Annotated in this window: 17 protein-coding genes and 1 riboswitch; of the genes, 13 read left to right on the forward strand and 4 right to left on the reverse strand. The window is 39.9% G+C overall.

Annotated elements, in window-relative coordinates:
• The first annotated feature begins 16 nt into the window (after positions 1–16).
• From AB1K80_RS11570 to AB1K80_RS11580, 3 genes are all read left to right on the forward strand, one after another.
• Positions 17–862, forward strand: a complete 846-nt coding sequence (locus AB1K80_RS11570) for an aldo/keto reductase (protein ID WP_412856772.1) — start codon at positions 17–19, stop codon at positions 860–862.
• Between the two features lie 254 nt (positions 863–1,116).
• Complete coding sequence (locus AB1K80_RS11575; protein WP_412856773.1) at positions 1,117–1,779, forward strand: ATP-binding cassette domain-containing protein; 663 nt, start codon at positions 1,117–1,119, stop codon at positions 1,777–1,779.
• Positions 1,754–2,716 (forward strand): ABC transporter permease, encoded by a 963-nt coding sequence (locus tag AB1K80_RS11580; protein WP_412856774.1) that lies wholly within the window; start codon positions 1,754–1,756, stop codon positions 2,714–2,716. Before AB1K80_RS11575 ends, AB1K80_RS11580 begins: the two co-directional genes overlap by 26 nt.
• A 29-nt stretch (positions 2,717–2,745) precedes the next feature.
• On the opposite strand, the gene modB is transcribed toward AB1K80_RS11580, so the two are convergent.
• From modB to AB1K80_RS11600, 4 genes are all read right to left on the reverse strand, one after another.
• On the reverse strand, positions 2,746–3,414 hold the full coding sequence (gene modB, locus AB1K80_RS11585) for a molybdate ABC transporter permease subunit (protein ID WP_412856775.1): 669 nt from the start codon (positions 3,412–3,414) through the stop codon (positions 2,746–2,748).
• Positions 3,414–4,193 (reverse strand): molybdate ABC transporter substrate-binding protein, encoded by a 780-nt coding sequence (gene modA, locus AB1K80_RS11590; RefSeq protein ID WP_412856776.1) that lies wholly within the window; start codon positions 4,191–4,193, stop codon positions 3,414–3,416. Before modA ends, modB begins: the two co-directional genes overlap by 1 nt.
• Before the next feature lie 138 nt (positions 4,194–4,331).
• Positions 4,332–6,182: an LTA synthase family protein gene (locus tag AB1K80_RS11595; protein ID WP_412856777.1), complete on the reverse strand. Its 1,851-nt coding sequence runs from the start codon at positions 6,180–6,182 to the stop codon at positions 4,332–4,334.
• A gap of 129 nt (positions 6,183–6,311) precedes the next feature.
• Positions 6,312–6,803, reverse strand: a complete 492-nt coding sequence (locus AB1K80_RS11600) for a metal-dependent hydrolase (protein WP_412856778.1) — start codon at positions 6,801–6,803, stop codon at positions 6,312–6,314.
• A gap of 170 nt (positions 6,804–6,973) precedes the next feature.
• Between AB1K80_RS11600 and AB1K80_RS11605 the strand changes: the two genes are divergently transcribed.
• The 10 genes from AB1K80_RS11605 to AB1K80_RS11650 all read left to right on the forward strand — a co-directional run bounded on the left by AB1K80_RS11605 (position 6,974) and on the right by AB1K80_RS11650 (position 18,019).
• The gene (locus AB1K80_RS11605; protein ID WP_412856779.1) at positions 6,974–7,417 is read left to right on the forward strand and encodes a MarR family winged helix-turn-helix transcriptional regulator; all 444 of its coding nucleotides are present in this window, start codon (positions 6,974–6,976) and stop codon (positions 7,415–7,417) included.
• A gap of 63 nt (positions 7,418–7,480) precedes the next feature.
• Positions 7,481–7,627: a small acid-soluble spore protein SspJ gene (sspJ, locus tag AB1K80_RS11610; protein WP_412856780.1), complete on the forward strand. Its 147-nt coding sequence runs from the start codon at positions 7,481–7,483 to the stop codon at positions 7,625–7,627.
• 121 nt (positions 7,628–7,748) lie between these two features.
• A riboswitch (Lysine riboswitch) is annotated at positions 7,749–7,926 on the forward strand.
• A 189-nt stretch (positions 7,927–8,115) separates the two neighbouring features.
• Positions 8,116–9,522 carry an amino acid permease gene (locus AB1K80_RS11615; RefSeq protein WP_412856781.1) on the forward strand — a complete coding sequence of 469 codons (1,407 nt, stop codon included), beginning with the start codon at positions 8,116–8,118 and terminating at the stop codon, positions 9,520–9,522.
• 277 nt (positions 9,523–9,799) lie between these two features.
• A complete protein-coding gene (locus AB1K80_RS11620) occupies positions 9,800–10,852 on the forward strand; it encodes a FecCD family ABC transporter permease (RefSeq protein WP_412856782.1) in 1,053 nt (350 codons plus the stop codon).
• Entirely contained in the window at positions 10,852–11,877 is a 1,026-nt protein-coding gene (locus AB1K80_RS11625; protein WP_412856783.1) for a FecCD family ABC transporter permease, read from the forward strand. Before AB1K80_RS11620 ends, AB1K80_RS11625 begins: the two co-directional genes overlap by 1 nt.
• A gap of 18 nt (positions 11,878–11,895) precedes the next feature.
• On the forward strand, positions 11,896–12,711 hold the full coding sequence (locus AB1K80_RS11630) for an ABC transporter ATP-binding protein (protein ID WP_412856784.1): 816 nt from the start codon (positions 11,896–11,898) through the stop codon (positions 12,709–12,711).
• Between the two features lie 176 nt (positions 12,712–12,887).
• Complete coding sequence (locus AB1K80_RS11635) at positions 12,888–13,610, forward strand: response regulator transcription factor (RefSeq protein WP_412856785.1); 723 nt, start codon at positions 12,888–12,890, stop codon at positions 13,608–13,610.
• 3 nt (positions 13,611–13,613) lie between these two features.
• Positions 13,614–15,368 (forward strand): sensor histidine kinase, encoded by a 1,755-nt coding sequence (locus AB1K80_RS11640; RefSeq protein WP_412856786.1) that lies wholly within the window; start codon positions 13,614–13,616, stop codon positions 15,366–15,368.
• Between the two features lie 135 nt (positions 15,369–15,503).
• Entirely contained in the window at positions 15,504–16,940 is a 1,437-nt protein-coding gene (gene uxaC, locus AB1K80_RS11645) for a glucuronate isomerase (protein ID WP_412856787.1), read from the forward strand.
• Between the two features lie 71 nt (positions 16,941–17,011).
• Positions 17,012–18,019: a LacI family DNA-binding transcriptional regulator gene (locus AB1K80_RS11650; RefSeq protein ID WP_412856788.1), complete on the forward strand. Its 1,008-nt coding sequence runs from the start codon at positions 17,012–17,014 to the stop codon at positions 18,017–18,019.
• Positions 18,020–18,033: the final 14 nt, after the last annotated feature.

An 18,033-nucleotide genomic window follows, 5' to 3' on the forward strand; every position in this document is an offset into this window, starting at 1 on the left:
AAAGGTGGTTGTGAACATGGTCAAAAGCTTAAATGATACCGTAACACTGAATAATGGAGTAGAAATGCCTTGGTTTGGTTTAGGTGTATTTAAAGTGGAGGATGGCAATCAAGTCGTAGATGCTGTCACAGCAGCCATTCGAAATGGATATCGCAGTATTGATACTGCCGCTGTTTATAAAAATGAGACAGGCGTAGGAAAAGCTATCAAAGAATCTGGCGTGAAAAGAGAAGACTTGTTTATTACATCTAAAGTATGGAATGCGGATCAAGGGTACGATAAGACGCTTGCAGCCTTTGACGCAAGCTTAAACCGCTTAGGCCTTGATTACTTAGATCTCTATTTGATTCATTGGCCAGGACCAAACGCAGCCACATTTAAAGACACATGGCGAGCTCTTGAAAAGCTTTATAAAGATGGAAAAGTAAGAGCCATTGGCGTCAGTAACTTCCATGTTCATCATCTAGAAGAACTATTAAAAGATGCGGAAGTTGTCCCAGCCGTTAACCAAGTTGAGTTTCACCCGAAACTAACTTTACAAGAACTGCGTCAATATGCAAAAGAAAAAGGGATTCAAATTGAAGCATGGTCACCACTGATGCAAGGGAAGTTGCTTGATCACGAGGTGCTCAAGGAAATTGCCTCACGTCATGACAAAACGGTTGCCCAGGTGATCCTGCGTTGGGATCTACAAAGTGGCGTTGTCACGATTCCAAAATCAATCAATGAAGAACGAATTAAACAAAATGCAGACATTTTTGACTTCGAGCTTTCTGAAGAAGACATGGAAAAAATCAATGCATTAAATAATGACGAGCGAGTCGGCTCGAACCCTGATACCCAGACTGCTGGGTTTGAGTGATGAGAAAATAGAATGATTGAAATCAAACACCTTTCGATAGGATCTGGGAGTGATACGCTCCTGGGGGTATTGGAAGGTGTTTTTTCTGTTTCATAATATAGATTTTGTGAATTTCAGCATCTAACGATCGTGTTTGTTTAAATTTTGCTTAAAAAGATCGATGTGTATAGCGATCAATAGAATATGATGGTAAATTTTAGTTTGTGTGTGAACGGTTGGAGAAATCTATTTTAAGAAAAAGAAGGGATTTTCATATGATCCATGTAAAAGGACTGACAAAAACATATCGACACCAGCCTATTTTCGAAAATTTGCATTTGCAAATCAAACATCAGAAGGTCAATTTCATCATGGGGAAGAATGGGTCTGGAAAGACAACCTTTATGAAATGTCTTCTTCAATTAGAGCAATATGAAGGGGAGATTTTATATCACAATCAGCCAATCGAACAAGTAAGACATGAGATCCAGGTGATGTATGACGATACGCCGCTTTATTTAAATTTAAATGGTTATCAAAATATACGCTTATTATTAAATGTCCCTATTGATCAAAAAAAGTGTGAGGCGCTGGCACGTGAATATCTCCCGCATGAGATCCTAAAGAAGAAGGTCAAGCATTATTCTTATGGACAACGAAAGAAGCTAAGTTTTATATTCATTGCTTTAGCCAAACCAACCTATTTATTTTTAGATGAAATATCCAATGGTTTAGATTATGGCACAATGATGGAATTAAAAGCGTTGATCAAGGAGTGGTCTAAAGACATGACCATTATCGCAACAGGTCATCAATTTGAATTTTACTCGTCTATTGTCGATGAATTGTTTATTTTAAAGGACAAATCAATGATTCAAATCCATGACTTTCAGGAAAAAGGAGAGGATTTGGGTGACATTTATCAAACATATCTTTAGGCTAATGAAAAAAGAGCTCTTATATCAACATTATGCTAAAACATTTTTCATTTTGTTCATTCCATTAATATTGATTTCATTATGGAATTTGTATGCACAATCTGAAACAGCAAAATCAAACTATGCACAATATGTGAAAACTGAGACTGAATATAAAGAACTTGGTATTGATCTACAAGAGGCTTTGACGATGCCAGTTGAGGTTGAAGAAGGGAAACTAAACGGTGCTGATGGAGAAGTCATAGAAAATATCTTAAAATATGAATATGATCAGTTTGTACAATCACTTCATATCATGGAGCCAATACAAGCCATTTCAACTACTTTAGAATGGATGGGATTTATCTTTTATCCTCTAGCATTTGGTTTATATGCAATTTATTTATCCACATATGATGTCAAATATAAAACCATCAAAATAAAGGCAGTTCGGAATCATTGGAGTCAAGTGATGTTTTCAAAGCAGTTGTCTCTGTATGCTATTATCTGTCTCTTTATTTTTATCAACTGTCTCTTTTCGTATATGGCCAGTCATGTGTTTTATTCTGTCATTTCCCGTGATATATCTGTTCAGTTATTTACATATGAAGACCATTACAACCAGCATATACTGCTTCAATTACTCTTTGTCATTTTTATCAGCTGTTTTTTTAGTACAATTGTATTTTATGTAGGAGCATTATGTCGAAGCTTTTTTGTTTCTGTTGTTGTCTATTTGGTCTATTTCTTACTGGTTCCTAATTTAGGTGCTTTTGATTTGAAAAATATGATCGCCAACTTAGCTTTGCATCTTTTTTCTTTTCAAGGAAACTATCAGTTATTTGAACCGATTCCAGTGAGTGTGACCTCAATTGTCATTTGTATGTCACTCTTCCTTATCTTATTGTCATTTTTGACATATACGTTGATGAAACGTCAAAGTAAATATGTTGTATAACCTAACCCCCTATTCTCACATAGGGGGTTTTATCTCGTACTATGACTCCTCACAACGAGAAGCATGATGAAAGACAGAATGACAATACAAATCGTCCATGCCCAAGCAAGCTCCATGCGTCCTGAATCGATGGCGACATAGATGGCTGTTGGGAGTGTTTGCGTCTTTCCCGGGATGTTGCCAGCAAACATGAAGGTTGCGCCGAATTCCCCGAGCGCTCTTGCAAAGCTGAGGACAGCCCCAGACAAGAGGGATGGCAAGGCGAGTGGAACGGTGATGTATGTAAAGACTTGAATCGGATGGGCACCGTCTACTTTGGCCGCACCTTCAATATCCGCATCAATCGTTGAAAATCCGGCTTTCGCTGATTGGTACATGAGCGGAAATGCGACCACTGTGGATGCAATCGCCGCCGCCCACCATGTAAAGATGACAGGCTGATTGAAAAGCCACTCTATCGCATGACCAATGACGCTATGTTTTCCAAAAATGACAAGCAACAAAAAACCGATCACTGTTGGCGGGAGGATAAGCGGCATCATCAGGAGCGTTTCGATGATTAATTTCCCTTTGAAAGAAGTACGGGCCATCCAAAAACCAATCGTCGTACCTAAAATGGTTGCGAACATGCCGCTAACGATCGCAATTTGAACAGAAAGCCATATAGGAGAAAAAAACTCTTCATTAAACATAGGCATTACCGAACTTGAAAGCCATATTTCTTGAAAATAGAGGCGGCTGTATCTGTTTGAAGATAGTTGAAAAATGACTTCGCTTCCGACATGTGATCAGTCTCTTTCACAATTCCGATTGGATAAACGATCGGAGAATGCAGGTCTTTTTTCGCTTGATCTACAATCCGCACGCTTTTGGACACAAGGGCATCCGTTTTGTACACAATCCCCGCTTCAACGCTCCCTGTTTCGACATAGCTTAGGACTTGCCGCACATCCTTTGCGTAAACAACTTTCCTCTTGATCTGCTCCCATATGTTCAGGTTGGTGAACGTTTCTTTTCCGTATGTACCAGCAGGAACCGATTCAGGTGTACCGAGCGCAATCTTTCCTTTTAAAGATGTGAGATCGTGAAATGTCTTGATGGAAGACGCGTGATCTTTTGGCACAATCAGAACCAGTTCATTTTGAATGAGATCCTTTACGTGTTTTTGATCGATGTCTCCAGATTGAACGAGTTGATCAAATGGCTCTTTGGCCGCTGAGAGAAAGAGATCGACGTTAGCTCCTTGAGAGATTTGTTGCTTTAAGGCACCTGATGACCCGAAATTAAATGTGATTTTCACATTGGCATGTTGATCTTCAAAATCCGCCGCCATCTCTTTTAATGCATCTTGCAAGCTGACTGCCGCAGAAATGACAAGCTCCGTCTTTTTATTTGAATTAGCTGACTCCATCTCTGTTTGGCATCCTATTAGAAGCAAACAACAAACAGTGATGAAGGCTAAAAGTGGATATCTCATGTTTACACCTCAAATCATGTATCTATAAAATGACTCCCTTTATTATAATCAAACTTATTTGGCGATTCATAGCGTTTCAGTAAAAAACAGGTCAGGGAAGTCCATATGCAATACGAAAAAAGCCGCCAAACGGCGGCTTTAATGCTGGTAGAAACGAAGCAGATTCCCATTGATGACTTTGTCAGATAAGGAAAGCTCTTTATTCGCTTTTTCAATAAAAGGCTGACACACTTCAATTTCTTCCACAGGCTCTTTCGTTTTTTGGTCATAGCATGTATTTTTTGTATAAAGATAATCGTCTGTAATAAAGTTCCCATTTCTCAGTACAGTAAAAGGTGTCCGTTCGTTTGAGAATAAATCATTTCCGAATTGAATGGAGTTCTTTGATTCAACGCCAAGTAGGTGGAGAATCGTCGGTTTCACGTCTATTTGGCCAGCCGTTTCAGAAATTTTCTGAGGTGCTTGATCTGTTACACCTGGAATGTAAATCAGGAACGGAACCCGCTGAAGTTTGACAGCATCGAACGGTGTGATCTCGTCTTGCTTCAATAGCTCTGCCATCGCCTCATGGTGCGCCTCTGAGATGCCATAGTGATCACCCATTAGGACAAACATTGTATCTTCATACATCCCTTCTTCCTTTAGGCTGGTGAAGAACTTCTTAATGGCCTCATCCTGATAGCGAACAGTCGTCACATAGCGATTTAATATCTCACTAGACGAGTCATACTCATCAATGAACTGATCTTTTGGATCAATTTCAAATGGGAAATGGTTGGTCAAAGTGATAAACGTGCTGTAATAGGGAGCTTTTAATTTTTTCAAATAATCGATTGATTGGTCGAAGAAATCGATATCCTTTAAGCCCCACCCAGTGGAATTCTCTTCATTCACATCAAATGATTCGACATCATAGAAACGATCAATGCCAAATGATTGATACATCACATCACGATTCCAAAACGTATTATTATTCGCATGGAATTGGACGGATTGATAGTTTTCTTTTTTCAATTGTTTGTATAACGTATCATATTCATTGTCGCTTGCTGTGAAGAAAACAGCGCCACTGCTGGATGGATAGAGCGAGTTGGCAACAATGAATTCTGAATCTGACGTCTTCCCTTGCTCTGTTTGTTGGTAAAATTCATCGAAATAAAAGCTCTTTTTGGCAAGTTGATTTAAAAATGGTGTGATTTCCTGCCCGTTCACCTTTTGATCCATGACAAATTGTTGCGTAGATTCAAGCGAAATGAATACGACATTTTTTCCTTTAGCAAGTCCAAAGTATTCTTCGTTTGGTGCACTGTAGTCAGCCTTTGTATAGTTAGCCACAGTTGATAGTGTATCCTCATCTGCAAAAGCTTTTTGTCCGATACGAGCCGTTTGAGCCACACCATCATATAGATGGAATTGGAACAGACCAAGGTTCCTTACAATGACTTCTCGATCATAAGAGCTTGTTAAAAATCGAGGATGGTCTATCATGGCTGAACTGACATGGAATAAAAGGAAGCCTACGCAAATCGCATAATATGTTTTAATCGTCTTAAATGAGGCTTTTCGTGCTGTTGGTTTACGCTTTAAGAGCCAAGCAAGCACGACAAAATCGATTAACATCAAGATAAACAACGGGTGGAACAGCTCAGTCATACTACTGCCCATATCCCCCATATTCTTTGCTTGAAATAGCACAGGAATGGTTATGAAATCGATATAGAATCCATAAAAAATCGAATTAGATATTAAAATGGCCGTAAGAATAAAATTTGACGTCAACAAAAAAACCTTTTGTTTGGTTCCATTTAAAAAAAGAGCAATCCCAAACAAAGGAAGTAAAAAACTAAGAGGATTTATGAGGAGCAGCCATTCATGAAACAAATTGGCTGTTCTGATCTGAAATCCGAATTGATAAATGATATATGTCTTCATCCACATAAAAAGGATGGAGTACACTAAAAACCAGTGATCTTTGAAAAACGCTTTCATTTATGTAGCTCCTCACCATTCTGTATTCAGTCAGCTGCAAGGTAAAAACACTTATCTTAAAACTACTAAAAAAATGAGGAATGATCAATTCATATCCTATTATTTTTATAAAACACTGTTTTCATGCTCTTAAAAATGGAATGGTATGGATAATTTGCAAATAACAGCGATGTAATAGCAGGTCACGATGGTGAGGACAGCGAGTACAACTTGTTCACCCGTACTGCCTGTTTTGACATAAAAGGGAAGACGTACTTTGATTGAAGCTGGAAATAAGAGTTTAATGCCATTCACTGTTCCTGCATCAAGTAGAAGGTGGCTCGCCATTCCAACAAGCAAACCGGTACTAAAGCTATCATTTGGAATGTATGTTGTCGCAATCCAATAAATGATCAGTAGGAACAATAAACTGTGTGTAAAGGTCCGATGCCCGAACATGCTGCTAATCAATGTTGAAAGCAGGGGGAATTTCCTTCCTATTTTGCTTTTCGTATGACAAAGATCTGGGATAAGGGAACCGACTGATCCAGCGGCAGTCATGGTGACTGGATCGAATCCATAGTAGGAGGCGACGGCTGTGGAGGCGGCTATTCCGCCCATGATATGTGTTTTTCCTGTCATGATGCGTACTCCTGTTCTTTTTTTCGTCCAAGTAATCACTATATCAAGCGTCTATACATTGGGCAAGGCGAATTGAAAGAAAAAAAGGGTAAAATAGTTGGCGGATTGGAAAAACATTCTATAATAAGAGAGAAGTCAAGTCGACACTAACGATAAGGGATGCGATTCGGATGAATAATGCAGACATGTTAAAAGAAATTGTTCTAGTACATTATGAAGTCAGCCGTAAATTAAACCGTAAGTTACTTGAGTTAGAAAAAGACATCACGCCGCCACAAATTTATGCCCTCTCTATTTTGATCCAAGGAGAAGTATCACATGTTGAGGAGCTGAAACAAAAGCTTTCTTTAAATCCAGGTGCAGCCTCGATTGCCCTCAATAAATTATGTGAGCAGGGGTTTATTCAGAGAGAAAGGGATAAAGAGAATCATTCACTTGTCCGATTAGAAGCGACTGAAAAGGGATTGGCTGTTTATGAAAAACATACACGTCAATTTGGTAAGGTGATTCAGGATATGATGGCCGACTTCACAGAGGAAGACATCAAGACATTTCTTGATTATTTGCATAAAATGAGAAAAACCTTTACCGATGATGAAGCCCAATCCAATTGAATAATACGAAAGCCTGTCGCACACATTAAAGAGGCATTCGTATTTTTTGAGAAGGGGGGAGCCATGATGTCATTGTTCCAAAAAGGGAAAAAAGCGAAAAGTGAAAAAGAACATCAGCAAGTAGATCAGCTGTTAGAAGAAGCAAGTAAAGAACTTGCAGGCGATCCGCTACAGGACGCTGTACAAAAGAAGAAAAACAATCAACAATAATGAAAGAAGGGCAGAGACATGTAACTCTGTCCTTCTTTCTATGTTTTTCCCTTTGACAGAAATGAGAATGTTTGATAACCTTCGTGTAGTAAAAATGAATAGAAATCCTCACGCTATGTCTCAGTGAGGTAGAGGTTGCGCGGATGATGAGTCACTTATGGGAGAGATGGAATCGATGATCATGAGAAAAAGGCATCAGCGCCGAAGTGTAAAGAAGGCTCCAACTTTCTTTATGCTGGGTCTGCATTGAATAAATGCAGGACTGCCACGTCTTAGAAGCGTGGAGGGCTATCCGGAGATCAGGTGTATGTTTTGAAAAGCATGGACTGTTGTTCAGGCTTTTTTTTATGTTCTGACTGAAGAAGATGGGGCATCATATGAAGAAAAGGCCCTGAATGAACATAAAGAATGCAAGTCATTGCTTCGCAAATATATCAAAAAAGATACTGCCGGGTCTGGTCCAAAGAGAATAATACGGAGGTACGGAAATGGAACAGACGAAAAAATGGGGTTTTTGGTTATTAACGGCTTTTGTCGTTGGAAATATGGTAGGGTCAGGCATCTTTATGCTCCCGAGTACGCTTGCACAGCATGCAAGTCCTTTAGGTGTGACAATGGCATGGCTTGTCACTGGCGGTGGTGTGCTGATGATTGCGCTAGTGTTTGGACATTTGTCCATGCATAAACCGCAGCTGACAGCTGGACCACAAAGCTACGCTAGAGCGCTTTTTAAAGATCCGAAGAAAGGAAAAGTGGCTGGTTTTACGATGGTATGGGGATACTGGGTGGCAAGCTGGATCAGTAATGTAGCCATTATTACGAGTCTTGCTGGATACTTAACGACTTTTTTCCCTATTTTAACGGTGACGACGGAGATTTTCACCTTTGGGAAAGAAACCATTACCCTTGGGCAACTGATTACTTTCATTGTATGTACCATTTTACTATGGGGAACCCATACGATTTTAATTACTAGCTTAAGTGCAGCGAGTAAATTAAACTTTGTGACAACATTTTCTAAGGTGCTTGGATTCGTCCTTTTTATCGTGGCTGGATTATTTGCATTTCAAACGGCATTATTTGAACATTATTACTTCCCAGTCGCTTCAACAAATGAGGGTATGCTTGGACTCGGAGGTCAAATCCACCACGCAGCGATCTCTACGTTATGGGCGTTTGTAGGGATAGAATCTGCGGTCATCCTGTCAGGTAGAGCATCTTCACAGCGAGATGTAAAACGCGCAACAATTACAGGTCTTTTAATCGCCCTTTCGATCTATATGATCATCACACTCATTACAATGGGCGTTCTACCGCACGATCAATTGCAAGGCTCAGATAAGCCATTTGTCGATGTCCTGCAACTGATTATTGGACCTGCTGGTGGAATTGTTATGGCACTTCTTGCTATCATTTGTCTATTTGGCTCAATGCTTGGCTGGATTTTACTTGGTTCAGAAGTACCTTATCAAGCGGCGAAAGCTGGTGATTTCCCAGCGGTATTCGCAAAAACAAATAAAAAAGGAAGCCCTGTTTTCGCTTTGACGATCACGAATTTGATGTCCCAGCTGTTCATTTTTTCAGTCATGTCTCGGACGATCAATGAAGCCTTTACTTTTTTAACAACATCAGCGACACTTGCATATCTCATTCCTTACATCGTGTCGTCCATCTACAGCTTTAAGGTGATCATGCAAGGTGATACGTATGAGATGCAAAAAGGGAATCGAACGCGAGATGGGATCATCGCACTCATTGCCATGGGATATTCCGTTTGGGTGATTATCTCAGGAACAGCAGATTTCGATACATTCGCTCTCGGAATTGGCTTGTTTTTAGTGGGCATTTTGCTATATCCACTCATGTCCAAAGGATTTGCGAAGGGAACGGTTTAAACGCGGGCGTTTCTCCAATACTGGAGAAACGTTTTTTTTATATCATGATTCACAATGCGATCATTGAGAATGATTATCATTGATTATTGTAACACGTTGTGAATACAAAAACAGCGACTATTTTGTTTGAAGAAGAAAATAATAAAAAACTCCTAGTTTTTTATTAAAAATATCATAACAGTGATTTCAAAAAGAGAAGAAAGTGATATACTATACTTCGATATTGAGAATCATTATCACCATTAAGGGGGATATTGAACGAAAGGAAGAATAGGATTTGGGCTCACATTCGAATCGTCAGCCGGTTGCCAAAGATGAGGCAGTAGAAATTGTCACGAAGCCCTTTGGAACAGTAGCTGTTATGATAATAGGTATAATCGCTTTAGCAATGGGTCTTTTTTTATCCGTTTCTTTAGGAGCGGCCAATATCCATTTACACACGGTGTGGGAAGCGATTTTTCATTTCAATAAACAAGAAACTTCTCATCAGATTATTAGAGAATTAAGGTTGCCACGTACGGTGGCAGCAGCACTTGTCGGTGCATTTTTGGCCGTATCTGGGGCGATCATGCAAGGGATGACAAGGAACGCACTTGCATCTCCTGAAATAATGGGTGTCACAAATGGTTCTGCATTTGCTATAGCCATTGCGTTCGCATTCTTCCCAGGTCAATCTTCTTTTTCAATCATTATATGGTCATTTGTTGGTGCGGCACTTGGCGCTTCGATTGTCTTTGGTGTCGGTACGCTTTCAAAAGGTGGTCTAACCCCAGTGAAACTAGCCCTAGCTGGTACGGCTGTTGGTGCTCTATTGACCTCCATTTCTACAGCGATTGCCATTCGGTTTGACGTCGCGCAGGACATGAGTTTCTGGTACGCTGGCGGTGTAGCAGGTGTGAATTGGGAGAAGATTCACATGATCATTCCAGTGGCGATTGTCGGGCTGATCATCGCCATGATCCTGTCCCGGTCAATCACCGTACTTAGCTTAGGTGATGAACTGGCAAAAGGACTTGGGCAATATACGAAAACGGTGAAGGTGCTTGGGATATTGGTTGTGATCTTGTTAACAGGTGCTGCTGTTTCAGTGGCAGGCTCCATTGGATTTATCGGGCTTGTCATTCCTCACGTCACTCGTTTTCTCGTCGGTGTCGATTATAGATGGATCATTCCATGCACAGCCATTTTAGGAGCTGTTTTGCTCATTTATGCAGACATTGCGGCAAGGCTTGTCAATGCGCCATTTGAAACGCCAGTCGGAGCGATTACAGCGATCATCGGTGTTCCTTTCTTCTTATATTTAGCTAGACGTGAAAGGAGCGGTCTTTAATGGAATTGGCGCAGCAGGCAAAGAAAAAGAAATATAGACGAACCATGCTCATCATCTCTATTGCGATTGTGGTTGTGTTCTTAATCAGTTTAAACACTGGAGAAATTCGTATTTCTCCTTTGAATACATTGAAGACGTTTTTTGGATTTGGAAGTGAAATGGATGAACTGGTGTTGTTTGAATTTAGACTTCCAAGAATGGTCATCGCCTTACTCGTTGGCGCTTCCATCGCTGTATCAGGTGCCATTTGGCAAGGAGTGTCTCAAAACGGTTTAGCTGATCCTGGCATCCTCGGTGTGAATGCAGGAGCGGGATTTGCCGTTGTGTTGTTTATTTTTGCCTTTCAAGGTTCTGTGTCAAATCTGGGTGATTTCACGATCTTTGTATTGCCGTTATTCGCTTTCGCAGGTGCAGCGCTTGCTGCATGTCTGATCTATGTGATAGCGTGGAAAAAAGGGATTACACCTGTTCGATTGATCTTGACCGGAATTGGGATAAATGCTGCGTTTTCAGCAGCGATTGTTGTGATTCAATTAAAAATGAACCCAAACGATTTTAGCCAAGCCATTGTTTGGCTATCAGGAAGCATTTGGGGTTCGAGCTGGACTTATGTCTTATCCGTCATGCCGTGGATGCTCATTTTCCTAGTGTTAGCGGTTGGCAGGGCTCGTTACTTAAATATTATGAATTTAGGTGATCAGTTGTCCTATGGTTTAGGGATTTCGGTTCATAAAGAGAGAAGCTTTCTCATGCTGATTGCTGTTGCACTGGCTGGTGTGAGCGTGGCTGTTGCAGGAAGCATTACGTTCTTAGGATTAGCTGCACCGCATCTAGCAAGAAAGCTTGTCGGACCGAGGCATCAAGGAATGATTCCTGCCTCTGCAATGATTGGCGCATTGCTCTTGTTACTAGCGGATACCATTGGACGTGTCATACTTGCACCGTCAGAAGTGCCAGTCGGGCTTGTCGTCTCTGCTTTAGGTGCACCTTACTTCATTTATTTATTAATGAAAACGAACGCATGAGGAAGGAGAGAATAACATATGAAATCGCTCGAAACTGAAAAGCTAAGCATCGGCTATCATGATCGTCTCATTGTAGACGATTTAAATATCAGCATCCCAAAAGGCAAAGTCACTACATTAATTGGGCCAAATGGCTGCGGGAAATCAACCATTCTCAAAACAATGTCCCGCATCATGAAATCTCATCAAGGCGTCGTATATCTAAATGGGAAAGCCATTCATCAAACGCCAACCAAAGAGATCTCAAAACAAATGGCGATCTTGCCACAAACACCAGAGGCACCAAGTGGACTGACTGTCTATGAACTTGTGTCCTATGGTCGTTTCCCGCATCAAACCGGATTTGGTCGTTTATCAAATGAAGATAAACGTATCATTAGGTGGGCGCTAGAGGAAACAGGCATGATCGCATTTCATGATCGACCAATTGAAGCCCTCTCTGGTGGACAACGTCAACGGGTATGGATTGCTATGGCACTCGCTCAAGAGACAGAATTGCTACTACTAGACGAACCAACAACATATTTAGATCTCGCCCACCAGCTTGAGATTCTTCAGTTGTTAGAGCGTTTAAATCGTGAACAAGGACGTACAGTACTGATGGTCATCCATGATCTAAATCATGCAGCCCGATTCTCGCATTATATGATTGCGCTCAATCAAGGCAAAGTGATCAAAGATGGGACGCCACATGAAGTCATGACAAAAGAAGTGCTTCGTCAAGTATTTCACATCGATGCAGAAATCGTCCTTGATCCAAGAACCAACAAACCGATCTGTTTAACATATGATTTAATCAACGAGGAAAGAAAGCTAGAAGCTGTGAATGGATAAAAAACTGTACAAGTAACTCGGGGGGCAACTCCGGGTTTTTTTGTTTTTTCAGAGATTTAGTAAGTTATATACTTTTTAGTTGATATTTTTTCGCTTTTATGCAGAAAAGAGGTACTTTTTTACTTTGGACAATGGTAATATACGGTTAGAGATCAAGCTAGAAAGGAAAGAGATGCGTGGAAACAGCAAAAATATTGATTGCAGACGACGAAGAAGCAATTGTAAAAATGGTTGAACGCGTACTGAAAAAAGAAGGTTTTCAACATATTTATAAAGCTTACAATGCAGATGAAGCATTAGATATTGTGAAAAACGAAGATATCCACCTTTTACTTCTAGATGTGATGATGCCCGGTCAATCTGGTTTTGACGTGCTTCCTGAAATGAGAAAATATACGAAGGCGCCTATTTTCTTTTTAACTGCAAGAACGTCTGATGTAGATAAATTGACAGGCTTTGCACAAGGAGCAGATGATTATATCACGAAGCCATTCAACCCATTAGAGCTCGTGGCTAGAATTAAGGCTCACTTAAATCGAACATATATTTCGATACAAGAGGAACACGGAGTGACACATAACCAATATGAGTATGCCCATTTCTCTTATTATCCGCACGCAGCAGAATTGAAAGTAAGAGGAGAGGTGACCGCCTGCTCAGCGCAGCTGTTGTCCTTGCTGAAGTATTTTTGTGATCATCCAAATGTTGTACTTTCAAAAGATCAAATCTATGAGAAAGTTTGGGGAGTCCCATCATATGGTGATAACAACACTGTCATGGTCCATATTCGAAAGCTGAGAGAAAAGATAGAATTAGACCCAAGTCATCCTGAATATATTGTGACCATCCGTGGCATGGGATATAAATTTATTCCGCATCCTGCGAAGGTTCTCAATTAATTTATGAATTTACGAATAAGACTTTTCTTTCACTTTGTCGGACAAATGTTTATTGTCATTGCCATCCTGTTGATCGGAGATACATTCTCTGAAAATGTATCTATTAAGAAATCCTTCGAAAATATGACCGAAACCGGTTTAACAAAGGCGAATGAAGATACCCTCATGAGCTGGCTTTACTTTAATGAGGATGGAGAAATGGAAGCAGATGATCAGCTCAAACAGGCAGTCAAAAGGCGCGACGGTTGGCTACAAGTCATCGATTCAAAGAAACAAAGTGCCTATAGCTATCATTTGCCGCAAAGTATTCCAACTTCCTATCAAAAGGATGAAATGATTAAGATCTTTGAAACAGGGCAGTTTAAAGATTATAAGATGTACTATTGGCCAATTGAAATGGACCATGAAAGCTATATCGTGCTCTATGGGTTTAAGACGAACAGCACGAAGGTCGCCAACTATTTAAAACAACACGAGAAAGATCTTGCTGCGCTATCTCAATATTCAGAGCAAACAAAAGCATTCTTAAAAAGAATGAATGGATCGGTTCATTTATTTAATGAAGAAGGTAAATATTTAACAGGCATTCGTTCAAAAAATATGTTGAAAAGCAACGTAACAGATATTGAATTGCTGAAGTACCAATCAAAGCCTTGGGAATTTAAAAATGACTTATCCTATATCAAAGTAAATCAGAATCGATATATCATCGTATCAGTGCCCAATAAAGTGTACAGTCCAGATGAACTTTATTATCTTGAGACAGAAGCTTTGAATCAATATAGTACGACGATCATTGCCGGACTTGCACTTGCAGTCATTATTGTGATGACATTATGGTATTCGTATCGCTACGGACTACCAATCTATCATATTATTCGTTGGTTGATTTTTTTATCAAGAAATAAATTGCAGGAGCCAACAAATAGAAAAGGGATTCCAGTTAGCAAAAATAAAAAGGGACGTATTAAACGGGAATACCGATTGTTTGAGGATATCCTAAAAACAATGGATCAGCTCACTCATACGTTAAAAGAAAATGAGGTAAACCGCAAAAAGATTCAAACGACAAGAGAAGAATGGATTGCAGGTTTGTCACATGATTTGAAAACCCCACTTAGTACGATCTATGGGTATGGCCTCATGCTCGAATCGGATCAATATCAATGGTCGAAGGAAGAAGTCATGGAGATGGGACAAGTGATTCGTGAGAAGTCTGAATATATGTCGACCTTAATAGAGGATCTAAATCTCACTTATCGCTTGAAAAATGGTGCATTACCAATTAACCGAAAGCCTATCGATCTTGGAGCATTTTTAGCATCAATTATGGACGAGTTTGCAAGAAGTTCATTTTCTGAAGATCATCCTTCATCCTTTGTAGACGAAACGAATGGCGTTACCTTTGAAATTGATAAAGCTTGGTTTAGAAGAGTGATTGAGAACTTGCTCGCAAATGCCGTGAAGCATAATCAAAAAGGGACACATATTTCTACGATTTTATCTGAAACGAATGAAGAAGTTCAGATCGAATTGAAAGACAATGGCTGCGGAATGGCACAAGAAACGGTGGATCATCTGTTTAATCGTTATTATAGAGGAACAAATACGAATGATCCAACGAATGGAACGGGGCTAGGTCTTGCTATTGCAAAAGAACTCGTCTTGTTGCATGACGGTGATATTCAAGTCGAAAGTGAAATGGATGTAGGAACAACTATTTCGATTATCCTTAAAAAATCACCCCCTGTAAAATAGTGAAAAAGCGATTTTCTTTTTAAAAGGAAGTCGCTTTTTTCTGTTTTCGGATTGAAATTGACAATGTAAACGATTACAATAAAATTGTTAACGTGAACAATATGTATTTAATATATTGGGAGATGGGGGAGTTTGATGAAAGCTTTTTTAGATGATCAGTTTTTATTAAACAGCGAAACGGCGGAGAAGTTATATCATCAGTTTGCTAAAGACCTGCCAATCATTGATTACCACTGTCATTTGAGTCCGAAGGAGATATATGAAAATAAAACATTTCAAAATATCACCGAAGCATGGCTTTACGGCGATCATTACAAATGGCGTGCCATGAGAGCAAATGGCATTCCCGAAACGCACGTAACAGGCGATGCATCAGATCAAGAGAAATTTTTAGCCTGGGCGAAAACCGTCCCAATGACCATAGGAAATCCTCTCTATCATTGGACGCATTTAGAGCTGAGGCGATATTTCGGTGTTTATGAACTTTTGAATGAAGCAAACGCAGACATCATATGGCAGAAAGTGAATGAAAAACTGCAGGGAGAGGGCTTTGGTGCGAGAGACTTTATCTTGAAATCCAATGTTGAAACAGTTGTGACAACAGACGATCCGATTGATTCGTTATCCTATCACCAAAAGTTGCGTGAAGAAGGCTTTTCTGTGCAAGTGTTGCCAGGATTTCGTCCTGATAAGGCTCTTGATATTACGGCTGATTTGTTTATAGATTATGTGCATCAGCTAGCAGAGGTATCCGCGACCCCCATCCATTCATACGAGGATTTTTTGAAAGCACTTCATAAGCGAATTGATTTTTTCCATGAACAAGGATGTTTGATTTCAGATCACGCAATCAATGAGATGGTGTATGAAGAAACGACTGAAGAAGAAGTGGAGATCATTTTTGATAAAAGGTTATCGAATCAACGGTTAACAAAAGAAGAGAGCATCAAATTTAAGACACATACGTTTATTGCATTATGTCGTGCATATTGTGAGCGTGATTGGGCGATGCAGCTTCATATCAATGCGCTTAGAAATAACAATTCAAAAATGCTTGAGCGGCTTGGACCGGATACAGGATATGATGCGATGAATGATGAGGATATTGCGAAACCGCTATGCCGAATCATGGATCAATTAGAGAGAGAACATGCATTAACGAAAACGATTCTCTATTCCTTAAATCCAAGAGATAACGTAGTGATTTCGACATTGGCTGGTAGCTTTCAAGATGGAACAACGCCAGGGAAAATCCAGCATGGGACTGCTTGGTGGTTCAATGATACGAAGCAGGGAATGACAGAACAGATGATGGCCCTATCAAGTATCGGATTAATTAGTCGCTTCATTGGCATGCTGACGGATTCACGGAGTTTTCTATCGTATACGAGACATGAGTATTTTAGAAGATTGCTTTGTGACATCATAGGAGAGTGGGTCGAAAAAGGTGAAGTGCCAAATGACCTTTCCTTGTTAGGGGACATTGTCAAAGGGATTAGTTATGAAAATGCCAAACAGTACTTTCAATTTGAGCGAGCAGGCCAACAAAACCAGAAAAGGATCAACACTTGAAGAAAAAGACAAAAAATGAAAACGTTTTTATGGTAAGATGATGGTAAAAAATCATAAGAGGCGGAATTAGCATGACAGTCACAATTAAAGATATAGCAAAATTGGCAAATGTCTCTCATACCACGGTATCAAGGGCTTTAAATAATAGTCCTTTTATTAAAGAGAAAACAAGACAGAAAATCTTGTCGATTGCAAAGCAACTGAATTATTCTCCGAATGTTCATGCCAGAGGCCTTGTGTCACAAAAATCATTTACGATTGGGCTATTTTTTACGAGCTTAACGGAAGGTACATCCTCAAGCTTCTTCGTTGATGCGCTAAAGGGTGTCAATCGTGTGATGACGGAGCACTATAATATGTTTGTAAGAGGGATTGACGATTTTCAAGATTACACAACGATTCATAAACAGCGATATGACGGCATTTTGCTTATGAGTCAAAGCGAGCACGACGAAGCCTTTATCCATCATGTGAAAAACCAAGGCATACCGATCATTGTGCTCAACCGTCGTGTAGAAAGTGAAGAAGTGATGAATATATTAGCTGATGATAGTCAAGGTGCATATCAAGCTGCCCACTTTTTCATTCAGCAAGGCCATAAGGAAATTGCCATGATAGAGGGAAAAGAAGGCTTTAAATCGACTCAGGAAAGAAAAGCTGGTTTCCTGCAAGCGTTAATTGATCATCACGTGCCAATGAAAAAAGAATATATGATCAAAGGCGACTATCACATGAAAAGCGGCTTTGAATCAATGGGAGCCTTACTTGCACTTGAACACCCACCAACAGCGCTATTTTGCTCAAATGATGATATGGCCATTGGTGCGATTAATGCTTTATATGCGAAAGGAAAAACATGTCCAGATGATATGTCCATTATCGGCTTTGACGATATCGCATTTTCATCGTATACGACTCCTGCGCTCACAACAGTGAAAAAGCCTATTGAAAAAATGTGTGCGCTTGGAGCAGAAGCTCTTTTTTCAGTCATGAATGGAGAAAAGAAAGAAGAACATCCGCAAAAAGTGTACGTCCACACAGAATTGATGATGAGGGATTCAGTCAAAAAGGTGCATTAATCAGCACCTTTTGA

It is taken from the genome of Bacillus sp. 179-C3.3 HS (assembly GCF_047229225.1).
Classification (GTDB): Bacteria; Bacillota; Bacilli; order Bacillales; family Bacillaceae; genus Bacillus.